The 23919-nt window shown below is 41.8% G+C and carries 17 protein-coding genes; 13 read left to right on the top strand and 4 right to left on the bottom strand.

What is annotated here, in order from left to right; translation table 11 throughout:
• The first annotated feature begins 85 nt into the window (after positions 1-85).
• The 9 genes from HQQ94_RS09725 (at position 86) to HQQ94_RS09765 (ending at position 10238) form a co-directional block, all read left to right on the top strand.
• A complete protein-coding gene (locus HQQ94_RS09725) occupies positions 86-454 on the top strand; it encodes a YbaN family protein (RefSeq protein ID WP_173294236.1) in 369 nt (122 codons plus the stop codon).
• A 185-nt stretch (positions 455-639) separates the two neighbouring features.
• Positions 640-1185, top strand: coding sequence for an adenine phosphoribosyltransferase (gene apt / locus HQQ94_RS09730; RefSeq protein ID WP_173294237.1), 546 nt, complete (start codon positions 640-642; stop codon positions 1183-1185).
• Between the two features lie 108 nt (positions 1186-1293).
• Positions 1294-3756, top strand: a complete 2463-nt coding sequence (gene dnaX, locus HQQ94_RS09735) for a DNA polymerase III subunit gamma/tau (RefSeq protein WP_173294238.1) — start codon at positions 1294-1296, stop codon at positions 3754-3756.
• 84 nt (positions 3757-3840) lie between these two features.
• Entirely contained in the window at positions 3841-4170 is a 330-nt protein-coding gene (locus HQQ94_RS09740) for a YbaB/EbfC family nucleoid-associated protein (protein ID WP_173294239.1), read from the top strand.
• A 12-nt stretch (positions 4171-4182) separates the two neighbouring features.
• Entirely contained in the window at positions 4183-4782 is a 600-nt protein-coding gene (gene recR / locus HQQ94_RS09745) for a recombination mediator RecR (protein ID WP_173294240.1), read from the top strand.
• 196 nt (positions 4783-4978) lie between these two features.
• Positions 4979-6895: a molecular chaperone HtpG gene (gene htpG, locus HQQ94_RS09750; RefSeq protein WP_173294241.1), complete on the top strand. Its 1917-nt coding sequence runs from the start codon at positions 4979-4981 to the stop codon at positions 6893-6895.
• Positions 6896-6973: 78 nt separating this feature from the next.
• A complete protein-coding gene (locus tag HQQ94_RS09755; RefSeq protein WP_173294242.1) occupies positions 6974-7819 on the top strand; it encodes a tetratricopeptide repeat protein in 846 nt (281 codons plus the stop codon).
• 116 nt (positions 7820-7935) lie between these two features.
• Complete coding sequence (gene adk, locus HQQ94_RS09760) at positions 7936-8580, top strand: adenylate kinase (protein ID WP_173294243.1); 645 nt, start codon at positions 7936-7938, stop codon at positions 8578-8580.
• Between the two features lie 353 nt (positions 8581-8933).
• Positions 8934-10238, top strand: a complete 1305-nt coding sequence (locus HQQ94_RS09765) for an inosine/guanosine kinase (RefSeq protein ID WP_173294244.1) — start codon at positions 8934-8936, stop codon at positions 10236-10238.
• A gap of 85 nt (positions 10239-10323) precedes the next feature.
• On the opposite strand, the gene HQQ94_RS09770 is transcribed toward HQQ94_RS09765, so the two are convergent.
• Entirely contained in the window at positions 10324-11634 is a 1311-nt protein-coding gene (locus tag HQQ94_RS09770) for a dicarboxylate/amino acid:cation symporter (RefSeq protein WP_173294245.1), read from the bottom strand.
• Between the two features lie 215 nt (positions 11635-11849).
• Between HQQ94_RS09770 and HQQ94_RS09775 the strand changes: the two genes are divergently transcribed.
• Complete coding sequence (locus tag HQQ94_RS09775; RefSeq protein ID WP_173294246.1) at positions 11850-14267, top strand: hypothetical protein; 2418 nt, start codon at positions 11850-11852, stop codon at positions 14265-14267.
• A gap of 88 nt (positions 14268-14355) precedes the next feature.
• On the opposite strand, the gene astB is transcribed toward HQQ94_RS09775, so the two are convergent.
• Positions 14356-15693: an N-succinylarginine dihydrolase gene (gene astB / locus HQQ94_RS09780; protein WP_173294247.1), complete on the bottom strand. Its 1338-nt coding sequence runs from the start codon at positions 15691-15693 to the stop codon at positions 14356-14358.
• 496 nt (positions 15694-16189) lie between these two features.
• Here astB and topA point away from each other — a divergent pair, with 496 nt between their 5' ends.
• Positions 16190-18844: a type I DNA topoisomerase gene (gene topA / locus HQQ94_RS09785; protein ID WP_173294248.1), complete on the top strand. Its 2655-nt coding sequence runs from the start codon at positions 16190-16192 to the stop codon at positions 18842-18844.
• Positions 18845-18991: 147 nt separating this feature from the next.
• On the opposite strand, the gene HQQ94_RS09790 is transcribed toward topA, so the two are convergent.
• Positions 18992-19765 carry a hypothetical protein gene (locus HQQ94_RS09790; protein WP_173294249.1) on the bottom strand — a complete coding sequence of 258 codons (774 nt, stop codon included), beginning with the start codon at positions 19763-19765 and terminating at the stop codon, positions 18992-18994.
• Between the two features lie 227 nt (positions 19766-19992).
• Here HQQ94_RS09790 and cysB point away from each other — a divergent pair, with 227 nt between their 5' ends.
• Positions 19993-20967 carry an HTH-type transcriptional regulator CysB gene (gene cysB, locus HQQ94_RS09795; protein WP_173294250.1) on the top strand — a complete coding sequence of 325 codons (975 nt, stop codon included), beginning with the start codon at positions 19993-19995 and terminating at the stop codon, positions 20965-20967.
• A gap of 62 nt (positions 20968-21029) precedes the next feature.
• On the opposite strand, the gene HQQ94_RS09800 is transcribed toward cysB, so the two are convergent.
• Entirely contained in the window at positions 21030-22406 is a 1377-nt protein-coding gene (locus HQQ94_RS09800) for an L-serine ammonia-lyase (protein ID WP_173294251.1), read from the bottom strand.
• A 315-nt stretch (positions 22407-22721) separates the two neighbouring features.
• Here HQQ94_RS09800 and nagZ point away from each other — a divergent pair, with 315 nt between their 5' ends.
• The gene (gene nagZ, locus HQQ94_RS09805) at positions 22722-23741 is read left to right on the top strand and encodes a beta-N-acetylhexosaminidase (protein ID WP_173294252.1); all 1020 of its coding nucleotides are present in this window, start codon (positions 22722-22724) and stop codon (positions 23739-23741) included.
• Positions 23742-23919: the final 178 nt, after the last annotated feature.

Raw genomic sequence — 23919 nt, forward strand, 5'->3', positions numbered from 1 at the left:
CTTTTGAGTGTTTTTTTATACTCAATGTACTGATGGAATAGAGTTAGGCGACGTTCATTAGACGTTGCATATATTGGGGACTGTGATGGTGTTAAAACGTGGGTTATACCTTATTTGTGGATTGTGTAGTTTAGCATTAGGGTTACTTGGGATCCCACTTCCTATTTTACCGACCGTCCCCTTTATTTTGTTAGCCGCCTTTTGTTTTGCCCGTTCTAGTGACCGTTTACATTTGTGGTTAATGACACATCCTTGGTTTTCAGAAGCATTATCTGATTGGGATCAAAAACGTGCGATACGCAAAGGACTGAAACGTAAAGCCTATATTGTGAGTGGCTTGAGCTTTTTTGTTAGTATTGCCGTCGTTCCTTTGCTTTGGGTCAAAGTGATGCTGTTGTGCTTTGCCATTGGACTGGGTTGCTATCTGAGGCAGATCCCTGAGCTGGAGGATTAAGATAACACACCTTCTAGTCGCTCAGTGGTTAATACACAGATGAGTTGTTGTATTTAGTGCTATATATCAGTCAAATGTGTCAAATTGATGTTTGAGCTAGTTGCAACTCATGGTAAAGCGGCTTAAGCTTTAGCCGAATTTTCAAAAGTCGACGATTACGGCTGACAATATAAAAAGATGATGGCATGAATAACGATAGTTTAGCGATAATAAAGCAGAGCATTAAAACGATCCCAGATCACCCTAAACCAGGGATCCTTTTTCGGGATGTGACGAGCCTACTGGAAAACCATACTGCTTATAAAGCGACAATGGATATATTAGTCCAACATTATAAAAACCATGGTTTTACGAAAATAGTCGGTACTGAGGCGCGTGGTTTTTTCTTTGGAGCACCATTAGCGTTGGCATTAGGCGTTGGTTTTGTGCCGGTTAGAAAACCGGGTAAGTTGCCTCGTACTACGATTTCTGAAAGCTACGAGTTGGAATATGGTTGTGATGCGTTAGAACTTCATATTGATGCCATTGATGAAAATGATAAGGTACTTGTTATTGATGATTTGTTGGCGACAGGCGGTACCATTGAAGCAACGGTTAAACTCGTTCGTCGACTCGGGGGGGAGGTTAAGCACGCTGCATTTGTGATATCTTTACCTGATTTAGGGGGAGAAAAGCGACTTCATAATATGGGACTTGAGCTGGTGACATTGTGTCAATTCGACGGTGAATAAAACAGCGTAAGCATACTCCTCTGTAGCGCGTTTTTGCTTGTCGTGTTATTGTGCTACATCCTAGGAGCATGCTCCAGAAATGAATAAAATAACAGGTTGAGGAGTCTCATGTCTTATCAGGTGTTAGCCAGAAAATGGCGCCCTGCTACTTTTGAGCAAATGGTTGGCCAGAATCATGTTTTACATGCGCTAACTAACGCGCTTACTCAGCAAAGATTACATCATGCGTATTTATTTTCTGGTACCCGTGGTGTGGGAAAAACGAGTTTAGCGCGGCTGTTTGCTAAAGGCCTTAATTGTGAACAAGGTGTCACAGCGACCCCATGTGGCTTATGTTCAAGCTGTGTTGAAATTTCTGAAGGTCGTTTCGTCGATCTTATTGAAGTCGATGCAGCATCAAGAACGAAAGTTGATGATACTCGTGAATTGCTCGACAATGTACAATATCGTCCAAGCCGTGGTCGTTTTAAGGTGTACTTGATTGATGAAGTACACATGCTTTCTCGCAGTAGTTTTAACGCTTTACTTAAAACGTTGGAAGAGCCGCCTGAGTATGTCAAGTTTTTACTTGCGACAACCGATCCACAACGGTTGCCTGTTACCGTGCTATCACGCTGCTTACAATTCAATCTGAAAAGTCTGACTCAAGATGAAATAACGCAGCAGCTTTCTCATGTATTGACCCAAGAGTCGTTAGTATTTGATGAGCAAGCATTAGCCTTATTAGCAAAGTCCGCCAATGGCAGTATGAGAGATGCTTTGAGCCTCACAGATCAAGCCATCGCTTTTGGTGGGGGTGAAGTGCTGCTTACACAAGTGCAGACTATGCTAGGCTGTATTGATGAAGGACATGTGATCACACTGTTTAATGCACTGCTTCAAGGTGACATTGAACAGCTAATGCAGGTTATTGATAACGTATTGGTATTTGGTGCGGATCCACACGAAGTATTGCGCAGTCTCCTCGAATTGTTACATCAAATCACATTAAGCCAATTTGCCCCTGCCGCGGCTCAATTGTCTGTCTATCGAGAACAAATTACCTCGTTTGCGGTGGAGTTAACGCCAGAACAAGTACAACTTTATTATCAGTTACTGCTTACTGGGCGTAAAGATTTACCTTATGCCCCCGATCCTAAGTCAGGTTTGCAGATGGCACTGCTAAGAGCCGTCTCATTTGTACCAGAAGTGCCGATTAAGCGTTGGGTTGTCGAGCAACCTGTCCCAGCACACATTAATGATACCAGTATTGTTAATTCAAACGATGAGGACTCGGAACTTAATCGTTTACACAGTGAGCAAGCATTGATAGTAAGCCAAGCAGCCAGTCAGGGAATGGTGCAAGAAGGGTTAACGGTTACCAATGATGCTGGTCTTACAAGTGAGTTGATCTTGGATGAGCATGAGGTCGATACCGTTGCGGATAAAAATCAACCCGCTATTGAGCATGAACATGCGACGAATGAAGCGGCTCCGCCAGAGAATAATAGCTTACCTGATGAACACTATCAAACACAAGTCACGCAGTTTGATAGTCAAAGTGAATACCTCACATTACCCGAGGTAGAGGCGGGCGAACAGTCATCTGAATTACCTATTCATGACGTCGATTCATCAAATTTACCCCCTCCACAAATAGATGAAGCTGATGCGATTCCTGCAGCGATAAATGCACCTGAACAAGATGATATACTTGATGCTGTTTTAGCAGCGAGAGAGACTTTACTCACTCAACTCAGTGCTGAAGAGCCTAAGGAGAGTGGTGGAAAAAAGTATGAACTTGAACGAAAAGAGTGTGTCTCACCGACACCGCCTCCATCCATCATCACTTTTCCAAGTGATGATAATGGGGCCACTGAGCACCTAAATATAACAGATGACATCTCCGCAATAGAGCTTAAATCTAGCTTGTTAACGTGTGAGGATAGACCACCTTGGGAAGAGCCTGAAATACCCGCTCCTTTGGTAGATAAGCCTACTAAGTTGCTTGAGTCGATTCAGGTGGGTGAGGACAACAGTGTTAAGCCTAAAAACCATGAGGAGCTTGCACAATCAACATTACAGGCAGTGCAACCTCATATTGCATCACCTGATGATGGCTTGATAACGGGTAATGATGTTGATTTAAAATGGTACCGATTAATGTCGGCGCTTGACGTTGGTGGTCGAGTACGTCAATTGGCGGTCAATTCTGTTTGCTATGACTTTGTTGATCCTCTTGCACTTTTATTAAAGCCAAATCAAAAGCATTTAGCTGCAGATATTGCCGTTATACAGTTAACCGATGCGTTAGTCAGAGCATTAGATAAAGACGTTCATGTTAGTGTGTCAGTTGGTGTTGATGCTATGCGTGAAACACCGTTAGAGATACGGCAACGCTTTCATAAAGAATTATTATCTCAGGCTCATCATGAATTAATGAGTGACACGCACGTTCAATGGTTGGTGGCAGAAATGGGTGCGGAGCTCGAAACAGACAGTGTAAGTTATAGCCCTGAGCGATTGAGTTTAAAAGGAAATAGTATTGAACTGATCGATAAGTCGAACTTTACGACGCTCTCTGAGTCATAATTTTATACGGCTTTGATTGATTATCACTATTTTTTAAGTAAGATGAGCCAACTTTATTAGCCCCTTAATTGAAGAGATATAACTATGTTTGGAAAAGGCGGTATGGGTAACTTGATGAAACAGGCCCAGATGATGCAAGATAAAATGGCTAAAGTGCAGGAAGAGATAGCACGAATGGAAGTGACTGGCGAAGCCGGTGCCGGTCTTGTAAAAGTGACCATGACAGGTTCACACAGTGTCCGTAAAGTGGATATCGATCCAAGTTTGTTAACCGATGACAAAGAAATGCTTGAAGATCTTATTGCTGCAGCGTGTAACGATGCAGCTCGTCGTGTTGAAGATAATCAAAAAGATAGAATGGCTGAAGTCACCGGTGGAATGCAATTACCACCTGGTATGAAAATGCCTTTTTAATCAGAGAAATAAATGAAATTTAGCCCTCTTGTTGATGAACTTATTGAGTCATTGAAGTGCTTGCCAGGTGTCGGGCCTAAATCTGCCCAGCGTATGGCGTTTCAGCTTTTGGAACGTGATCGTAAGGAAGGGCAATCTTTGGCTTCAGCGCTAACCAATGCCATGAGTAATGTGGGCCATTGTCAAGCTTGTCGTACTTTTACGGAAGAAAATCTTTGCCCTATTTGTGCCAGTCATAAACGGGGCAACTCTGACATTATTTGCGTTGTTGAAACACCTGCTGATGTGCTTGCGATTGAGGCCGGTGGGCATTTCTCTGGACGATACTTTGTGTTGTTAGGCCATCTTTCTCCTCTTGATGGTGTCGGGCCTGATGAGCTTGGTTTGTCATTACTTGAAACACATTTGGCTTCTGGTGAGATATCAGAGCTGATTCTGGCGACTAATCCTACTGTTGAAGGAGATGCAACAGCGCATTTTATTGCAGATATGGGCAAAGGCTATCAAGTGTCGGTCAGTAGGATAGCCCATGGCGTGCCTGTTGGTGGCGAACTTGAATATGTCGATAGCACCACATTAGCCCTTTCTTTTAATGGGCGTTTGCCCCTGTAAATGAGATCCGTCTAATAGCATGCTACTCATGTTATTGTCTTAAATAATAAAAAACCAGGATCTATACCTTAGAACCTGGTTTTTTTTTATTCATTTAAATGATTCAATGTTTTTTTCCCTTGAAAAGCTAAATTTTAGCCCCATCTCTAATTGCATAATGAAATAGCTTTCGTGAATATAGATAAAGGAACAATCCATGTCTCAACAAGAAACCCATGGCTTTCAAACTGAAGTCAAGCAACTATTACACTTGATGATCCACTCTTTGTATTCAAATAAAGAGATTTTTTTGCGTGAATTGGTGTCTAACGCTGCCGATGCTGCGGATAAGCTTCGTTACGAAGCGTTGACTAACGATGCGCTTTATGAGGGTGATGGCGAGCTGAGAGTTCGTATTAGTGCTGATAAAGAAAAAGGGACTGTGACGATAGAAGATAACGGTATTGGCATGAGTCGCGACAGTGTTATCGAACACTTAGGCACGATTGCTAAATCTGGTACCGCTGATTTTTTCAAAAACCTTTCTGGTGATGAATCAAGAGATTCACAGTTAATTGGTCAATTTGGTGTCGGTTTCTACTCTTCATTTATCGTTGCTGAACGAGTCACAGTTCGCACTCGTGCTGCTGGTTGCAGTAGTGAAGAGGGCGTTCAGTGGGAATCAGCTGGCGAAGGTGATTTTACGGTTGAAAATATAGTGAAGCATGATCGCGGCACTGAAATCGTGCTTCATTTACGTGAAGAAGAGAAGGAATTTGCCGATGACTTCCGTTTACGTTCAATCATTACTAAATACTCTGATCATATCTCTGTGCCTGTTGAAATGCTTGAAGCGGGTACACCAGCTGTTGAAGCAACCGATGAGCAAGAAGCGGTAGAAGCGGTAGAAGGTCAGTGGAAGCCAATGAACAAGGCTACTGCGTTATGGACTCGTAACAAGAGTGATGTCTCTAAAGAGGAGTATGAAGCGTTTTACAAGCATATTTCACATGATTTTACGGAGCCACTGTTGTGGAGTCATAATCGTGTTGAAGGTAAACAAGAGTATACAAGCTTACTGTATATACCTTCTAAAGCACCATGGGATATGTGGAATCGAGATCATAAACATGGACTAAAACTGTTTGTACAGCGTGTATTTGTGATGGATGATGCTGAGCAGTTTATGCCTAGCTATTTACGTTTTGTACAAGGTTTGATTGATTCCAATGACCTTCCGTTAAACGTGTCTCGTGAGATTTTACAAGACAATAAAGTCACCACTGCGCTTCGCACCGCTGTGACTAAACGTGTATTAGGCATGCTTGAGAAATTAGCCAAAAATGATGTAGAAAAATATCAATCATTTTGGACTGAATTTGGTCAAGTGTTAAAAGAAGGACCCGCTGAGGATTTTGCTAACAAAGAGCGCATTGCAGGTTTACTACGTTTCGCCTCTACTCATAATGAGGATGCTTCTCCAACGGTGTCACTTGCAGATTATATCAGCCGTATGCAAGAAGGTCAGAGCAAGATTTACTATATCGTTGCTGATAGCCATGAAGCTGCGGCAAACAGCCCGCACTTGGAGTTGTTGCGTAAGAAAGGCATCGAAGTTTTACTGATGTCAGAGCGAATTGATGAGTGGTTAATTAATCATTTAACTGAGTTTGATGGAAAACAACTGCATTCAGCAACGCGTGGTGATTTAGCATTAGGATCGCTTGAAGATGCAAGTGAAAAGGAAGCGCAAGAAAAGCTAGAGACTGAATCTGAAGGCTTAGTTAAGCGCGTTAAAGATGTGCTGTGTGATAAAGTGTCAGTGGTTAAAGTGACCACTCGCCTTACCGATACGCCAGCATGTGTTGTTGCCGGTGATGGTGATATGTCAACACAGATGATTAAGCTGATGGAAGCTGCGGGTCAATCTGTGCCAGAAAGTAAGCCCGTTTTTGAGATAAACCCTGAACATCCGCTTGTTGCACGTCTCAATGATGAACAAGACGAAGAGCTATTTGCTCAGTGGAGTGAGCTACTTCTTCAGCAGGCTCAACTTTCAGAAAAAGGCAGTTTATCGGATCCGTCAGCATTCATTAAGCTGATGAATCAAATGCTTTTAGCCCAGTTAACGTAAGCTTTTAACTGAATAAATCTGAGGCATGGCTTGTTGTATTAAGAGCCAGCCTCTTTTTTTTGTTAATTTAGGATTGTTATGGAACCTATTTTGGAACTGACTAAAGATAATATTCAAGATGTGGTTGATGCATCAATGAAGCAAGTTGTTGTCTTAGCTTTTTGGTCGCAACAAAATCCTGAAAGTGTTGCTTTATATCAAACCTTGACTGCGATAGCACATAAACAAAGTGGTCGTTTTGTATTAGCCAAAGTTGATTGTGACAAAGAAATAGAGATCGCGAACTATTTTCAAATTCAAAGTATTCCAACCACGTTAGTATTAAGTGAAGGTAAACCGATTGATGGTTTTGCTGGTTTACAAGAGGAGATGCAAATATCCATGATGTTGGATAAGCACCTTCCTGCACACTGGCAAATACAATTAAATGAAGCCAAAACCTTATTGGCGCTACAAGATGCCGAATCAGCTTTAGTATTATTGAAGCAAGCTTACACAGAATCGCCTAATGAAGAAGTGGCTTTAGTTTATGCTGACGCGCATCTGTTACTTGGAGATTTCGACGCCGCTGCAGAGTTGCTAGCGTGTGTCGGCCTAGCTTATCAAGACAGCTATTATCAGACTTTGAAGGCGAAACTTGCGTTAGCCTTAGATGCGGCCGATAGTCCTGAGATTAGGCAGCTGCAACAGGCTGTCGAGAATGAACCTGATAATATGCCTAATATGCTTTTATTGGTTAAAGCATTACATCAAGCGAAGAGAAATGAAGAGGCATTATCGATATTATTTACGCCTTTATCAAAAGATATAAATGCAGAAAATGGTGATGTTAAACAACTATTTTTAGAGATACTTACCGCGTTAGGTCAAGGTAGCTCGCTTGCTAACCAATATCGTCGTAAGCTGTATAGCCTTTTATATTAAGGCTACAGTTTGATGATTATCCGCTTTAAAACCCATGCGGACCCCTTCAAAATAGTGGTTAAGTGTGCGAAGATCGCGGCCCAATGAAATCTAAGTGACATAAAAGGACAATCGAGATGCGCATCATGTTATTAGGTGCCCCAGGTGCCGGTAAAGGTACTCAGGCACAGTTCATCATGGACAAATACGGTATTCCACAAATATCCACAGGTGATATGTTACGTGCAGCAGTTAAAGCTGGAACACCGCTTGGCTTAGAAGCTCAAAAAGTGATGGATGCTGGGCAATTGGTGTCTGATGAATTGATTATTGGCTTAGTGAAAGAACGTGTAGGCCAAGCTGATTGTGAGAAAGGTTTTTTACTTGATGGTTTTCCTCGTACCATTCCTCAAGCCGATGCTATGGCGGCTGGTGGTATTACTATCGATCATGTTGTAGAAATTGATGTGCCGGATGAAGAGATCGTTAAACGCATGAGTGGGCGCCGTGTTCACCCTGGCTCCGGTCGTGTTTACCATATTGTGTTTAATCAACCTAAGGTTGAAGGCAAAGATGATGTCACTGGTGAAGATCTTGCTATCCGTCCTGATGACGAAGAGAGCACAGTTCGTAAACGTTTGGACATATACCATGAGCAGACTAAACCATTAGTTGAGTATTATGGCAAGGTTGCTGCTAGCGGTCAGGTGACATACAGTAAGTTTGATGGCACCCAAAGTGTTGCTGCAGTGAGTGACGAAATTGTGGTTGCGTTACGTTAATTTATTATGCTGTTAAGATGCTATTGCATCGAACGTGACTTGCTTTCAAACCCACTTAGGTGGGTTTTTTTATGAAAATTATGATAATGAAATGACGTGATTTTTGCTTGTTTTATCGTCATCAAAACAAGCATGGTTTTTTTAAAAAATTAGCATTTCTGGCTGGTGAATGTTGCTGTTTGTGTTAATATCTGCCGCCGATTTATATTTGCTCATAAGAGCGAATATACACATTGATGACATATTCAATCCAAGTTATTGAGACATGTTCACTTTCGAGTTATTGCTATGTCGCGAGTGGGTACATTTCTGTTGATTTGGGGAATAAAGCTAGCATTCAACGAGAATATTAAATGAAGTTTCCAGGTCAACGAAAATCAAAGCATTACTTCCCGGTGCAGTATCGTGATCCACTGTTAGCAGAAATAACTCAGCAGCCAGAGCGATTCTCAACATATGTTACAGGTATTGATCAAACACTGGTTGATATTGAAGCGAAAGTCGGTCATGAATTGTTAAGTCGGTATCAATTACCGATAGGTAATTCAACGTTAATCGATGATGAAACTGCGCATGCTTTGTATGCAGAGTTAAGAAACAAGCAGTTGATCAGTGATGAGTTTGCTGGTGGTACGATCGGTAATACCGTGCATAATTACTCTATTTTGGCCGATGATAGATCGGTATTGTTTGGTGTGATGAGCAATAATATCGAAGTGGGCAGTTATGCTTACCGCTACCTTTGTAATACCTCATCTAAAGTGGATCTCAATTATTTACAACCGGTAGAAGGGCCAATAGGACGCTGTTTTACGCTGATATCTGAATGTGGCGAGCGCACCTTTGCTATCAGCAAAGGATCAATGGATAAATTAAGCCCAGAGTTTATTAATAAAGAGCTTGTTCAAGGAGCTTCTGCGCTAGTGTTGACAGCTTATTTGATGAGAGCATGTGGCGGAGATCAAATCACTGCAGCTGCATTAACAGCGATTGAGTATGCTAAAGCTGCAGATGTTCCAGTGGTATTAACGCTAGGCACTCGGTTTTTAATTGAAAGCGATCCGCAGTGGTGGAAACAGTTTATTAAAGATAATGTCGCTATTGTTGCAATGAATGAGGATGAAGGTGAAGCATTAACAGGCTTTAAAGACCCTCTTCAGGCTAGTGAAGCGGCGCTTGAGTTATGTGATTTAGTTCTGACCACTGCGGGTCCTTTAGGTTTGTATATGGCAGGCTACGCAGAAGACGCTGAAAAACGAACAACTAGCCACACTTTATTGTCTGGTGTGATCCCTGAGTTTAATCGTTATGAGTTCTCTCGACCTAAACTAAAATTAGCATGTGATACACCGCTTAAAGTTTACGCGCATATTCCTCCTTACATGGGAGGACCAGAGAAAATACGTAATACTAATGGTGCTGGCGATGGCGCTTTGGCTGCATTATTGCACGATCTTGCGTCAAACACCTTTCATAAGGTCAATGTACCTGAGTCAAGTAAACATAAGCGGGATGGGTTATGTTACTCTTCATTTTCTCAAATATGCAAATATGCAAATCGAGTTGCTTATGAGGTCTTAGTTCAGCATAGTCCGCGTTTATCCAGAGGGCTGCCAGAACGTGAAGACAGTTTAGAAGAGGCGTACTGGGAAAGGTGATTTTCTATATTGACCTAGAGTGATATAAAAAGCGTCCTAAAATAGGACGCTTTTTATTTGTCAAAATGAAGCCTGTTTCAGTGGTTTATTTCGCGTGTAACTGCTCGTTAAAACTACCCGCTGTTTTTCCTGCTTGAGTATTGTTATACACGGTTTCATTAAATTCATTTTCTGATTTAGCAATAATGACTGTTGCGACGGTATCGCCTGTGACATTGACCGCTGTTCTTACCATGTCTAATAATCTATCGACACCAATGATCAGTGCGATACCCTCAACAGGTAAACCGACCTGATTCAGCACCATGGCGAGCATAATAAGACCGACACCAGGCACTCCAGCTGTGCCTATCGAGGCTAATGTCGCTGTTACCACGACCATAGCATAATCGGTAATGGTCAGATCAACACCGTAAACTTGGGCAATGAATACCGTGGCAACGCCTTGCATGATCGCGGTGCCATCCATATTAATTGTCGCACCCAGAGGCAATGTGAATGAAGCCACTTTATTGTCTACGCCTAGTCTATGCTCAGCCGCTTCAATTGTGACTGGTAGCGTGGCATTTGAACTTGCTGTACTGAATGCGAACAGTTGCACATCTCTCATCTTGCGGATAAAGATAAAGGGATTAAGCCCGGTGAACATTTTGAGTAGAGAGGGGTAGACAACAAAGCCATGGATCAACAATACACCTAAGACGACGAGGAAATATTTGACGACACTGCCGAAGGTTTCCATGCCCAGGGTGAGCGCTAATTTTGCCATTAGTGCAAATACACCGTAAGGAGCTAACTGCATAATGAGTGTCACTACGCGCATAATCACTTCATTAAGGTCGCTAAACAGCGCAGCAACACGTTTTCCTCGCTCACCAATATGTGAGATAGCAAAACCAAAAATGACAGCAAACAAGATGATTTGAAGCATGTTACCTTCGCTCATCGCGTGCATAGGGTTGGTTGGCACGATATTAATTAATACTTCAGATAAACTGGGGGCTTCTTTAGCATTAAAAATTAACCCTTCGCTGACTAACGAGGCATTACCTGGATGAACCATAATTGCCACAGCGATAGCGACTGTGATAGCAATAGCGGTAGTAAAGAGGTAAAAAGCGATCGTTTTTCCTCCTAATCTGCCTAATTTTGCAGGATCACTGAGTGAACAAGTTCCGCACACGAGAGAGATAAATACTAAGGGGACCACGAGCATCTTTAGGCCTGAGACGAAAATCGTCCCAAGAACGTGTAAAACACCTCCGGTGATGTATTCGTTTATAAAGTGACTATCTGGAAATGAATTTCTTAAAATTAACCCTAATATTACCCCAGTACCCATACCAATGAGTATTTTACTCGTGAGACCGAGCTTTCTTGATTGCGTTAGTGCCATGGTGATTCCTGTATAATTATTATCTTTTCAATTTGCCTATTAAGACTAGCACGCAAACTTCAGTGAGGATACGGGATGAAAGTTAAACTTCCAGGGTATTCTTTTTTGATTAGTTCTAATAGTTTTTATCGTGTTGCAGGAAAGTTAATCAATACTGTCCTATAAGTAATAAGTGTATTAATTAAAACTACATTTTAAGTAACTGGGAGTCTGGCATGCAGACCGTTTATCATGTTTTTATCGGCTTCATTTTGTCTTTTTTTATGGTTGGTTGCAGTGGAGGAGGATCAATTACTGATCCTACGGATCCAAATCCTGATGGTGGAACAGTCTCTATTTCAATGACGATCTCTAATTCAGATATCAACGCAGCCACTCCGGCAATGGTCACTGCAACCGTTGTTAATTCAAAAACGGGAATGATGGTTGATACGCTAGTCACATTTACGTTAAGTAATGGCACATTAGGCTCTTTTAATCCTGGGACGGGTACATCATTAACCAATGCGGAGGGGCAAGCGCAAATAGAACTTGTTACCTCTAATGTACCTGGCGCTGGGAGTGTGACGGCAGAAGTTGATGGTTTTACTGGGACGGTAGAAACGGTCGGGTTTAATATGGCGGGTGATGGCGGCGAAGTTGGAGAAGCCCAAGTTGTGTTAAGCCTGACGGATGCGGATGGGATTGTCATTGATTCTATTTCAACGACCAGTTCAGGTAAATTAGTGGCGACGGTTAGCGGGTTGAATAAGCCTTCAATCGTGACATTTACCTCTGCAAAGGGGGAGATCCCCGTCGATGCTGCTGTGACGGTCAATGGAGTGGCCATTGTTGATATTTATGCAGGAACCGACTTAGGTGCAGGTAAGGCGGTGGCGACCTTAGATTCTGGAGAGATAGGTGAAGCGATTGTGGTGGTTGGGGCCACTAATGTTTTGATGGGCAGTGGTAGCCCTTTTTCTGACGGTGTTGCAACGGTTTCTACGAACCAATTATCTGCAGGCGGTACTGCGATTGTCTCTGTGTTAATTCAAGATGATCAAGGAGTGCCTTTTACTCAGCCTGTTGAAGTGAACTTTGCATCAACTTGTGCCTCATTTACAAGCCCACTTGCTATTTTAAGTACACCAGTAACTGCTGTAAATGGTGAGGCTTCAAGTTCGTATTTAGCACAAGGCTGTAGTGGAGATGACCAAATTAATGTTACTGCCAATGCCGGAGGGTTAAATTTATCGGCGATGACAAGTATTAATATCCTTCCTGCCAATATTGGCAGTATCGTTTTTGAATCTGCAACACCACAAAAAATTGGCATATTAGGGACTGGTTTATCAGAGTCATCTACGGTGATTTTTAAGGTTTTAGATACTAATGGTTTACCAGTGAGTAACCAGTTGGTTGACTTTAGCATCAACACGAATGTGGGGGGAATTAATATTGATCCTGTGTCAGCGGCCACCAATGCTCAAGGTTTTGCCCAAACAGTGGTTGGTTCAGGTACTGTTGCAACTGTGGTACGGGTGACGGGAACGATTAATGGATCAATCCCTGTTATTTCGAGTCAGTCGAGTGAGTTGGTTGTGACGACGGGGATCCCTGATCAAGATAGTTTCTCACTCTCAAGTTCAAACTATAATCCAGAAGGGTGGGGTGTTGAAGGTACACTAGTACAGATAACAGCTAAACTCTCAGATGCGTTTAATAATCGTGTGTCTGATGGTACATCGGTGACTTTCAGGACAGAAGGTGGCGATATTGTCGATTCGTGTGTTACGACCGATGGTGATTGCACCGTTGATTGGCAGAGTAAAGCCCCACGACCAACAGGAGCAACAGTACAGCCGTTAGCTGCCGATGCACAAGGGCGTGTTTACTGGGATGTACGTTCTGCTTATTACCTTGGTCAGCCAATGGGAGGTAGAGTTACAGTGACCGCGACAGCGATAGGGGAAGAGTCTTTTGCCGATAGCAATGGTAATGGTCGCTTTGATGCTGCTGAGCGCACTGCATTTTTAGGAACAAACATAGCAGGTGAAGACTTTGATCTAAATGAGCCATTTGAAGATTTTAATGAAGATAACGTATTTAATCCTCAGCAGGGTGGAGGTGAAACAGGTGGCTTACTTGAAGAGTTAATTGACTTTGACTTTGATGGTAATTTTGATCTTAAAGATACCTTGTATAATGGGGTGTTGTGCTCTGATCCAGCCCATGCTGGATGTGCGTCTTTTACTGCACAGAGTACCAGTACTTATGTTAGGCGCAATCTTGTGTTAATCATGTCCGGCAGTACTGCTTATGCGTCACAGCCCATTGTGACCGACAGCGGAGTGGATAATGGAGATACCATAATAGATTTAGGTGTAAAATCAATTGGCTCTGTTTATCTGTGTATATCAGATCGACATAATCAACAAATGCCATCAGGGAGTGAAATTAGTGCAGTGACTTCGGTTGGCAGTGTGGCAACGACGAACCCGATTATTTGGCCAGATTCCAATTTTAATGGTGCCCGCTGTGAAACCATCTCAATAAAAGGGCCCAATGATCCTGAAGATGGTGTATTGACCATAAACGTCACTACACCAAGTGGTGTGGTTTCAAGGGTGGCAACAATAGATGTTAATATGTAGTAAAAAATACATCTCGCTTGGGTGCATAAAAGCCAATATAGAAGTGGCTTTTATGCGTTAAATTAAGTCGTAATGTATCAAAAATCAATTATTTTTGAAATTGATATATACTGCCAAGTTTCATTATCTGTGTGAGCTCATCCAATGCACAGCGAGACTGAATAAGCATTTGAGGATCAGCTAAATCATCGACACTTAAACGGTCACGGTAATGCTTATCTATCCAGATGTTTAAACGCGTGAATAATCCGTCATTCATCAGAGTATGTTGGTTAACGGCTGCAAGTTCGCTATCATTCATGGCCACACGTAAGCGAAGGCAAGCTGGCCCGCCGCCATTTTGCATGCTTTGTTTAACATCAAAGTAATTAACCTGCTTAATTGGCGTATTTAACTCGACTAATTCATTCAGATAAGAAAAAACAGCGGGATTTTCTTGGCAATGCGTGGGGGCTATGATCGCCATCTCTCCAGAGGGGAGAGTGATTATTTGAGTATTAAACAAATAGCTATTGACTGCGTCTTCGATACTGACTTTCGCAGTCGGGACTTCGATAAAATGAACGTCTGAATGGCCAAACTTACGTTTTATTTCATCGAGCTTATTTTTAGTGTCTAAAAATGCTTGTTGGTGGTAGAAAAGTACATTTTGGTTACCTACAGCGATGACATCATTGTGAAATACACCTTGGTCAATGACATCAGGGTTTTGTGAGATATACACCGTATTTTCTTCACTTAATCCATGTAAGCGGGCGATGGCCTGCGATGCTTCTAGTGTTTGTCTCGCTGGGTATTTTTTGGGCTTAGGGGCATTCGGATTTGTGGCTTCTTGGCCATAAACAAATAATTCAACTCCAGCATTGGCGTAGTTTTCACATAGACGAGTATGGTTCGCTGCGCCTTCATCACCGAAGCTGGCATGTTCTGGTAGATGTTGGTGATGATGAAAATAACGTGGATTATTAAACGTCGCTGCTAAAATGTTACCGGTTGTTGTTGGCTCAATACTGCGATGTAATTTATCGACCAAGTTGGCTGGCGTAAAATGCAGTTTACCATCTTGGGTATCTGCACTAGGAGAAACCGTCGCAGCGTTGGCTGTCCACATGCTTGATGCACTGCAACATGCTCGTAAGAGTGCAGGAGCCTGTTTAGCGGCTTTATTTAATATTTCAGCATCAGTACCCGAAAAACCAATTCGGCGCAGTGTATGAATGTCTGGGCGCTCTTGAGGGGCTAATATACCTTGAGCCATGCCCATGTCAGCTAAGGCTTTGGCTTTTTTTAGTCCTTGTTTCGCGGCGGCCTTGGGATCTGATACCGCTGCAGCATTACTGCAAGAAGCAACATTGCCAAAAGAAAGGCCTGCATAGTTATGGGTGGGTCCAACGAGTCCGTCAAAGTTCGCTTCAAAATGCTTCATTTATTATCCTTGTAGGCAGCAATAGGGGTTTTGTTGAATAAAATTGGCGTTAAAGAACCCATTTTATATAGCGTTAATCTGTTGAGTTGTTTAGCTGATCCTCAACACGCTTAGCATCAGTCTATTATTTAGACGATGTAAAATGTGATTTAACGTGTCATGTTATGATTTTATAACTGATACTTAGCTGGTACAGTCTGCAAGATTTGCTTCATTTGGCGTCAGTATACGTGAGGTTTTGTGGTAAACAAGTTGCAGCTAAATACTGAATTTTTGATTTTTGCATCGAAATTCACAAAAAAACCTTGCTAGATGACTAATAATGAAATAATAGTTTTTAAATAAGCAAAAAAATATTTTACATTTTATCTATGTATGATTAAAAATTGACTTAACGATACAAATAAAAGAGGGATTAACTTGAAACTATCGAGACAACACTCTATATATGGAGCCAATTTCCAATTTTTTGAGACTTTTTGGCGCAAATCATTCTATGGGTAAATCGCTAGTTATTGTCGAATCACCGGCCAAAGCCAAGACTATTAATAAATATCTCGGCAAAGATTACATCGTGAAATCGAGTGTGGGTCATATTCGTGACCTACCAACATCATCCACTGCAGAAGCGAATGTGGCGACAAAAACGCCAGCTGAAGTGAGGAAGATGTCTCCTGAAGACAAAGCAGTTTATAAGAGTAAAAGAGCGAAACAAGCGCTGGTTACTCGAATGGGTGTCGACCCTGATAATGGCTGGAAAGCTAAGTACCAGACACTGCCGGGTAAAGAGAAAGTGGTTAAGGAGCTGCAGACTTTAGCTGAAAGCGCCGATCATATTTTTCTCGCAACCGATTTGGATAGAGAGGGAGAGGCCATTGCTTGGCATCTCCAAGAAGTGATTGGTGGGGATAGATCTCGTTATCAACGAGTTGTTTTTAATGAAATCACTAAATCAGCTATTCAGGATGCATTTAGTCAACCTGCAACGCTAGATACCAATATGGTCAACGCACAGCAAGCGCGCCGTTTTCTTGATCGTGTTGTTGGTTTTATGGTTTCCCCTCTGCTTTGGAAAAAAGTAGCAAGGGGGCTTTCAGCTGGCAGAGTGCAGTCTGTCGCGACCCGTTTAGTGGTCGAAAAAGAAGGTGAGATTAAGGCGTTTGTACCAGAGGAATTTTGGGATATATATGCAAACTTAAATACACTGACTAACGATGTGCTTAAAATGGAAGTGGTTAAATTCCAAGATAAAGCATTTAATCCTGTTAACGAGTTGCAAGCTCAAACTGCTGTGACAGCATTATCGCAGTCAAGTTTTGTGGTTGCTGCTCGTGAAGATAAAGCCACGTCGAGTAAACCTTCAGCGCCTTATATCACCTCTACGTTGCAGCAGGCTGGCAGTACCAGATTGGGCTTTGGTGTTAAGAAAACGATGATGATGGCTCAACGTTTATATGAAGCGGGTCATATTACCTATATGCGTACGGACTCAACTAACTTGAGTCAAGAAGCGGTAGACAATGTTCGTGAGATGATCAGCAAAGAATTTGGTGATAAGTATCTTCCTGATGCACCTATTCGTTATGGCAGTAAAGAGGGAGCTCAAGAGGCTCACGAAGCGATTCGTCCTTCAGATGTTTCTGTCCATGCAGCCAGCATGAAAGACATGGAGCGAGACGCACAGCGTCTGTATGAATTAATTTGGCGTCAGTTTGTTTCTTGCCAAATGACCCCAGCCAAATATGATGCGACCCGTCTTTCAGTGAAAGCGGGTGAATATGAGCTTAAAGCAACGGGTCGGACATTACGTTTTGATGGTTGGACGCGAGTTCAAACTGCAGTTAAAAAGAAAAATGAAGAAGAAAGTACCTTGCCAGTGGTGGCTAAAGGTGATGTGCTTTCTTTAGAAGAGTTGTTGCATAAGCAGCACTTTACCAAGCCACCAGCAAGATACAGTGAAGCCTCTTTAGTTAAAGAGCTTGAAAAGCGGGGGATTGGCCGTCCATCAACTTATGCAACAATTATTTCGACCATTCAAGACCGTGGTTATGTGAAGGTTGAAAACCGTCGTTTTTATGCTGAAAAGATGGGAGAAATCGTCAGTGAAAGTTTAGTTGGTAGTTTTAAAGAATTGATGAGCTATGACTTTACTGCGAGCATGGAGCAAACCCTAGATGATGTTGCTAAAGGTGAGCTTGAGTGGAAAAAAGTACTTGATGGCTTTTATCAAGATCTGACCAAGCAACTTGATCAAGCTGAGTTAGCACCTGAAGAGGGAGGCATGCGGCCTAACGAAATGGTGTTAACCGATATTGAGTGTCCAACGTGTGCAAGGCCGATGGGGATCCGTACTGGAACAACAGGCGTGTTCCTTGGGTGTTCAGGCTATGCGTTACCGCCAAAAGAGCGCTGCAAAACAACAATGAACCTAACCTCAGGCGAAGAAGCGGTTAGTGAGAATAGTGAAGATGCAGAAACAGATGCATTACGTGCTAAACATCGTTGTGGCGTGTGCGGTACAGCAATGGACAGCTACCTAATCGATGAGACACGTAAGCTTCATGTTTGTGGTAACAATCCTATTTGTGATGGATATGAAGTTGAGTTAGGACAGTTTAAGATTAAGGGCTATGAAGGACCCATCATTGAATGTGATCGTTGCAGTCATGATATGGAACTGAAAAATGGTCGATTCGGTAAGTATTTTGGTTGTACTAATTCTGAATGTAAAAATACGCGTAAGCTGTTAAAAAGCGGTGAAGCTGCACCACCAAAAGAAGATCCTATACATCTTCCTGATCTCAAGTGTACTAAATCTGATGGTTACTTTGTACTTAGGGATGGCGCAGCGGGGATCTTTATGGCTGCAAGTACTTTTCCTAAATCACGTGAAACACGTGCCCCTTTAGTTGAAGAGCTTGTCACATATCGAGCGTTACTCTGGCCTAAATATGCTTATTTAGCAGATGCACCAGTTGAAGACAATGACGGTAATAAAGCCACGGTACGTTTTAGTCGAAAAACGAAAGAACAATATGTAGCCACTGATGTTGACGGCAAAGCGAGTGGTTGGACATCCAAGTACATTGATGGCAAGTGGGTGACAGAATCTAAGAAAAAAGTGAAGTCTAAAGCGAAAGATAAAGAGTAAAGTCAGAGGTACGTGTTTGTATGAGTACTAAGCTTGATAATAAAAAAGCTTAGTACTTTTTGATACATTCTACATTATCTTGAGAGACTTTGGGATTAGAGCAAAAAAGCCAGTCGTTTGACTGGCTTTATATTTATTAAGCTTCCATTACCATTTCTTTTTTTGTTGAAATAGAACATCAATATCTTTTTCTTCTTTATCTTGTTGTACAACAGGAGCTGATTCTTTTTGCGCGCCACTGATCTCTTCTAACAATGCTTTTGCTTCATCGACTTTACGGCCAATAAAAGGGTCATTTGGTGTTTGTGCTTTAATGGCCTGAAGCGTTGAAAGGGCTTTGGTTACCATTTGCTTTGCTGTGCCGTATTGTTTAGTTGCGCAGGACATTTTTGCTCTTGAAAGCATTGACTCTACATTGATACGTAATTGGAGACTGTCTATTCTGCCCTCTTCTTCGCTGAAGATACCCATGCTGACTTTGCCTTTATTATGTTCAGATCGTAGTATGGCTTTTAGTTTTTTGAGGACCTGAACTAACGCTAACACCTGTTTGTCATTGTCGGGAAGCCTAAATCCTTCGATAGGAGGCGTATTTTGAGTGCCGTTGCTTATGTTTGTGACTTGACCGCTGATATCATTGAGACGACGTTCATAATCGGCGACTTGAGTCCCTGCCATGCCTTTGGCAATTTTTAGCGCGTCTCTTACGCGCTTATAAAGCACCAAAATAATTTGTGATGAACAAGGGAACATGCTCGATTGAGACAGGATCTCTTCTGTTTCATCGATTATAGCTCGTTGCCTTGCCAACTCCACTCTCCGTTCAGCCTCCGCACGTTCTTTTTGTTGTTGAATGACGTTAATCCCGATAACGAGAAATAAGAGGACACCAATAAGGACCAGAACCAAAGTAAATATCATAGACCTACCATCAAATAAGCGATTCTTTAATGCTACTATAAATCAATAGTCTAGCATACTTATCTTAGTCTAGGATTTTGCTTATGTCGTGTGATTCTCGTGAACTCTATGTTATATTCCATATTGATTTAATTTTTACCGTGAACTATAACTTATTCTTATAGTTAATTAAGCATATAGACCTAATAAAATCAGCGTTGATTTGAGGTCAAATTGAAGGATAAAAGATGAAGCTGCAGCAACTCAGATATATTGCCGAAGTGGTTAATCATAACCTCAATGTGTCGGCTACTGCTGAAAACCTTTATACTTCTCAACCAGGAATAAGTAAACAGGTTCGAATGCTTGAAGATGAGTTAGGTATCCAAATCTTTGGTCGTAGTGGCAAGCATTTAACACATGTCACCCCTGCAGGAAAACAGGTAATAGAGATAGCCAATAATATTTTAGGTAAAGTTGAAAGCATTAAAAAAGTAGCTGAAGAATACACCAAGCCCGATCAAGGTGAGTTAAATATAGCCACGACGGATACGCAGGCAAGATACGCATTACCGAACATTATTCGCAGTTTTATTGATCGTTACCCTAAAGTTAACCTCCATATGCATCAAGGCACTCCTTCGCAAATAAGTGGACTTGCTGCACGTGGTGAGGCGGACTTTGCTATTGCAACTGAAGGTATGCATCTTTATTCAGATCTGATCATGTTGCCCTGTTATCATTGGAACCGTTCAATTGTGGTCACACGAGATCATCCGTTGGCGTCTCGCAGTCATATTAGTATTGAAGATTTAGGCCGTTTTCCATTAGTCACCTATGTATTTGGTTTTGATCGTGAATCTGAGATTGAAAAATCATTTAATCGTGCAGGTCTAGAGCCAAGGGTGGTATTTAGTGCTACCAGTGCCGATGTGTTAAAAACGTATGTCAGATTAGGCCTTGGGGTTGGGGTTATCGCTTCGATGGCAATCGATCCAAATATGGACAGTGATCTTGTTGCCATTGATGCAAGTCATTTGTTTGAACACAGTACGACTAAAATAGGCTTTAGAAAGGGTAATTTTTTAAGAACTTACATGTATGAATTTATTGAACACTTTGCTCCGCACCTGACTAAAGAAGTCGTAGAAAAGGCGGTAGGGCTAAGAGATCCACAATTGATTGAAAATATGTTCACCAATATCAAACTTCCGGTACGTTAAAACGAAATTAGCCAAAAAAACTCGTCATATTGACGAGTTTTTTTATGGATAAGAATGTCAGGCTAGCACTCTACGATATTAACGGCTAAACCACCTTTTGCGGTTTCTTTATACTTGCTACGCATATCTTTACCTGTATCCATCATGGTTTTAATGACTTTATCCAATGATACTTTGTGATTTCCATCGCCATGCAATGACATTCTTGAAGCGTTAATCGCTTTTACTGCACCCATTGCATTACGTTCGATACAGGGAACTTGTACTAACCCACCGACAGGATCACAGGTAAGTCCCAAATTATGTTCCATTCCAATTTCAGCAGCATTTTCAACATGCTCAATCGTTCCACCCATTATTTCTGTTAATGCACCAGCAGCCATTGAGCAAGCAACGCCAACTTCACCCTGGCAACCCACTTCTGCGCCAGAGATAGAGGCATTTTTCTTATAAAGAATGCCAATAGCGGCAGCAGTTAATAGGTAACGGCAACAGACTTCCATATCCACTTCTTGAACAAACATATCGTAATAACTGAGCACTGCGGGAATGATCCCAGCAGCTCCGTTTGTTGGTGCGGTAACCACGCGATCACCGGCAGCATTTTGCTCATTAACGGAGAGTGCAAATAGGTCAACCCAATCCAATGCCGTTAAAGGGTCGACGCTGTTTTTTCCTTCAGCTTTTAAACGACGGTACATGGCGGGAGCACGGCGTCTCAGTTTTAGACCGCCAGGTAATATTCCTTCTTTTTGGTAGCCACGTTCAATGCAGGTTTTCATGGTCTGCCAGATAGCCCATAATTGGTGTTTAATGTCACTTTCAGGTCTTGCACTAAGCTCATTCTCCATCATCAGTGAAGAGATGCTTAAGCCATTTTCAGTACACAGTGCTAATAACTGTGCAGCACTATTAAAATCAAAGGGAGCGGATTCTATCGGGGCAGCTGGCGATGCATCGCGTGCTAGTATTTCATCTTGATCTAAAATAAAGCCGCCACCGACTGAATAATAAGTACGTTCGAATATGCATTCACCTTGGCTATAGGCATAGAGTGTCATGGCATTGGCATGAGCGGGAAGACTCTTTCGTCTATGATAAGTAATACTCGCTTCTCGTGTAAAAATGACTTTTTTACCGCTTGCCATTAGGAGTTGCTGGCTGTGATGTACAGCGTCTAAAATCTCATCGATGGTATCAGTATCTACTGTATCAGGTGATTCACCCATTAGACCTAAGATCACAGCTTTCCCCGTGCCGTGACCTTTGCCTGTTTGGCCTAATGAACCAAATAATTCTGAACGCAATTCATCAGTTGTGCTTAACAGACCTGATTTTTCAAGATCTTGAATAAAAATATTACCGGCTTTCATTGGGCCTACAGTATGTGAACTTGAGGGGCCAATGCCTATTTTGAACATGTCAAATACGCTAATCATGTCTCAAACCTTATTTGTTTTAATTGTTATGTCTGTACTCTCTAATACTAGGTTAATTTTCTTCAAGATTAATCAATAAAAAGGAAAAAACCATGGTATGGTGATCGTGATAGACTGTGGTTTTGTATTGATAATTATCCCACACTTTTTAATATGGCTTATCATGAGTTTTTTTAATTGATATTTTAAGATTAGATAAACTAATGTTATTTCTAATGCTTTTTGTTTTTATATTGTTGTTTATATATATGTTTTTTTGATTAATGAAAGATAAGTCACTTTAGTTCATTATTTTATTTTATAACAGGAGAAAATGTGAGTTATTTAATGCTTGATTTGCTTACAACGCAAGCTTCTGAAGAGGAATTACTTCAATTACAGCATCCTATGGTAGGGGGGGTGATATTATTCAGTCGTAATTTTTCTGATCGTACACAACTAATGTCATTAATTGAGTCTGTTCGTTCGGTACGATCGGAACTTATCATTGCTGTTGATCATGAGGGAGGACGAGTCCAAAGGTTTAGAGATAGTTTTACCAGTATCCCTGCAATGGGAGATATTCTTCCATGTGCTGCTGGTAACATGTGTCTTGCAAAAAACTGGGCTGTTGAGTTGGGGTTTCTCATGGCCATAGAGCTACTTGCATGTGATATAGATTTGAGTTTTGCGCCGGTACTTGATCTCAATCGAGTGAGTGAAGTGATAGGCAAGCGTGCATTTAGTGCTGAGCCTAGTGAAGTGATTGAGCTTGCTGAGAGCTTTATTGACGGTATGCATCAAGCTGGTATGGCATCGGTGGGCAAACATTTTCCGGGGCATGGAAGTGTGGTCGCAGATTCTCATGTAGCCCAGCCTTATGATGAACGCAGTGCTGCAGAGATATTTGATATAGATATGTTGCCATTTCAATATTTGATTGAAAGAGGTCAATTGCAGGGGGTGATGCCAGCACACGTGATTTATTCAAAACTTGACCCGAATCCTGCTGGTTTTTCTTCATTTTGGTTGCAAGATATCCTAAGAGGCAGACTTGATTTTAAAGGGGTTATATTCTCAGATGATTTGGGGATGAAAGGCGCTGGTGGTGTGGGTGATTATAAAGCGAGAGCGCAAGCTGCACTTGATGCTGGCTGCAACATGATTTTAATTTGCAATGATGCCAAAGGGGCAAGTGAAGTGCTTAATGAGCTAACATGGCCTACAGCATTACCTGAATATCCAGCTCAGCGGTTAAAACCTGATGTTGAAAAGGTTGCAGTGGCTCTGCAAAATAGTGATCGGTGGTTACAAGCAAGAGAACTTGCCATGACATTGATTAAACATGAATCTTAATTTATACCCCCAATACTCTATGATCGGAAAATCAGTTCGGCTTGAAGAATATGTCGATATTGCCAATCATTCAAGTATTGTAAAATCCCTAAAACGAATATATTCTCCATTAAAAATACGGCCAAGCCAGTGAAAAATTCGACTGTTTACGCTAACAGCTCTTCTCTTTTATGCGTCT

The organism is Shewanella sp. VB17, assembly GCF_013248905.1.
GTDB lineage: Bacteria > Pseudomonadota > Gammaproteobacteria > Enterobacterales > Shewanellaceae > Shewanella.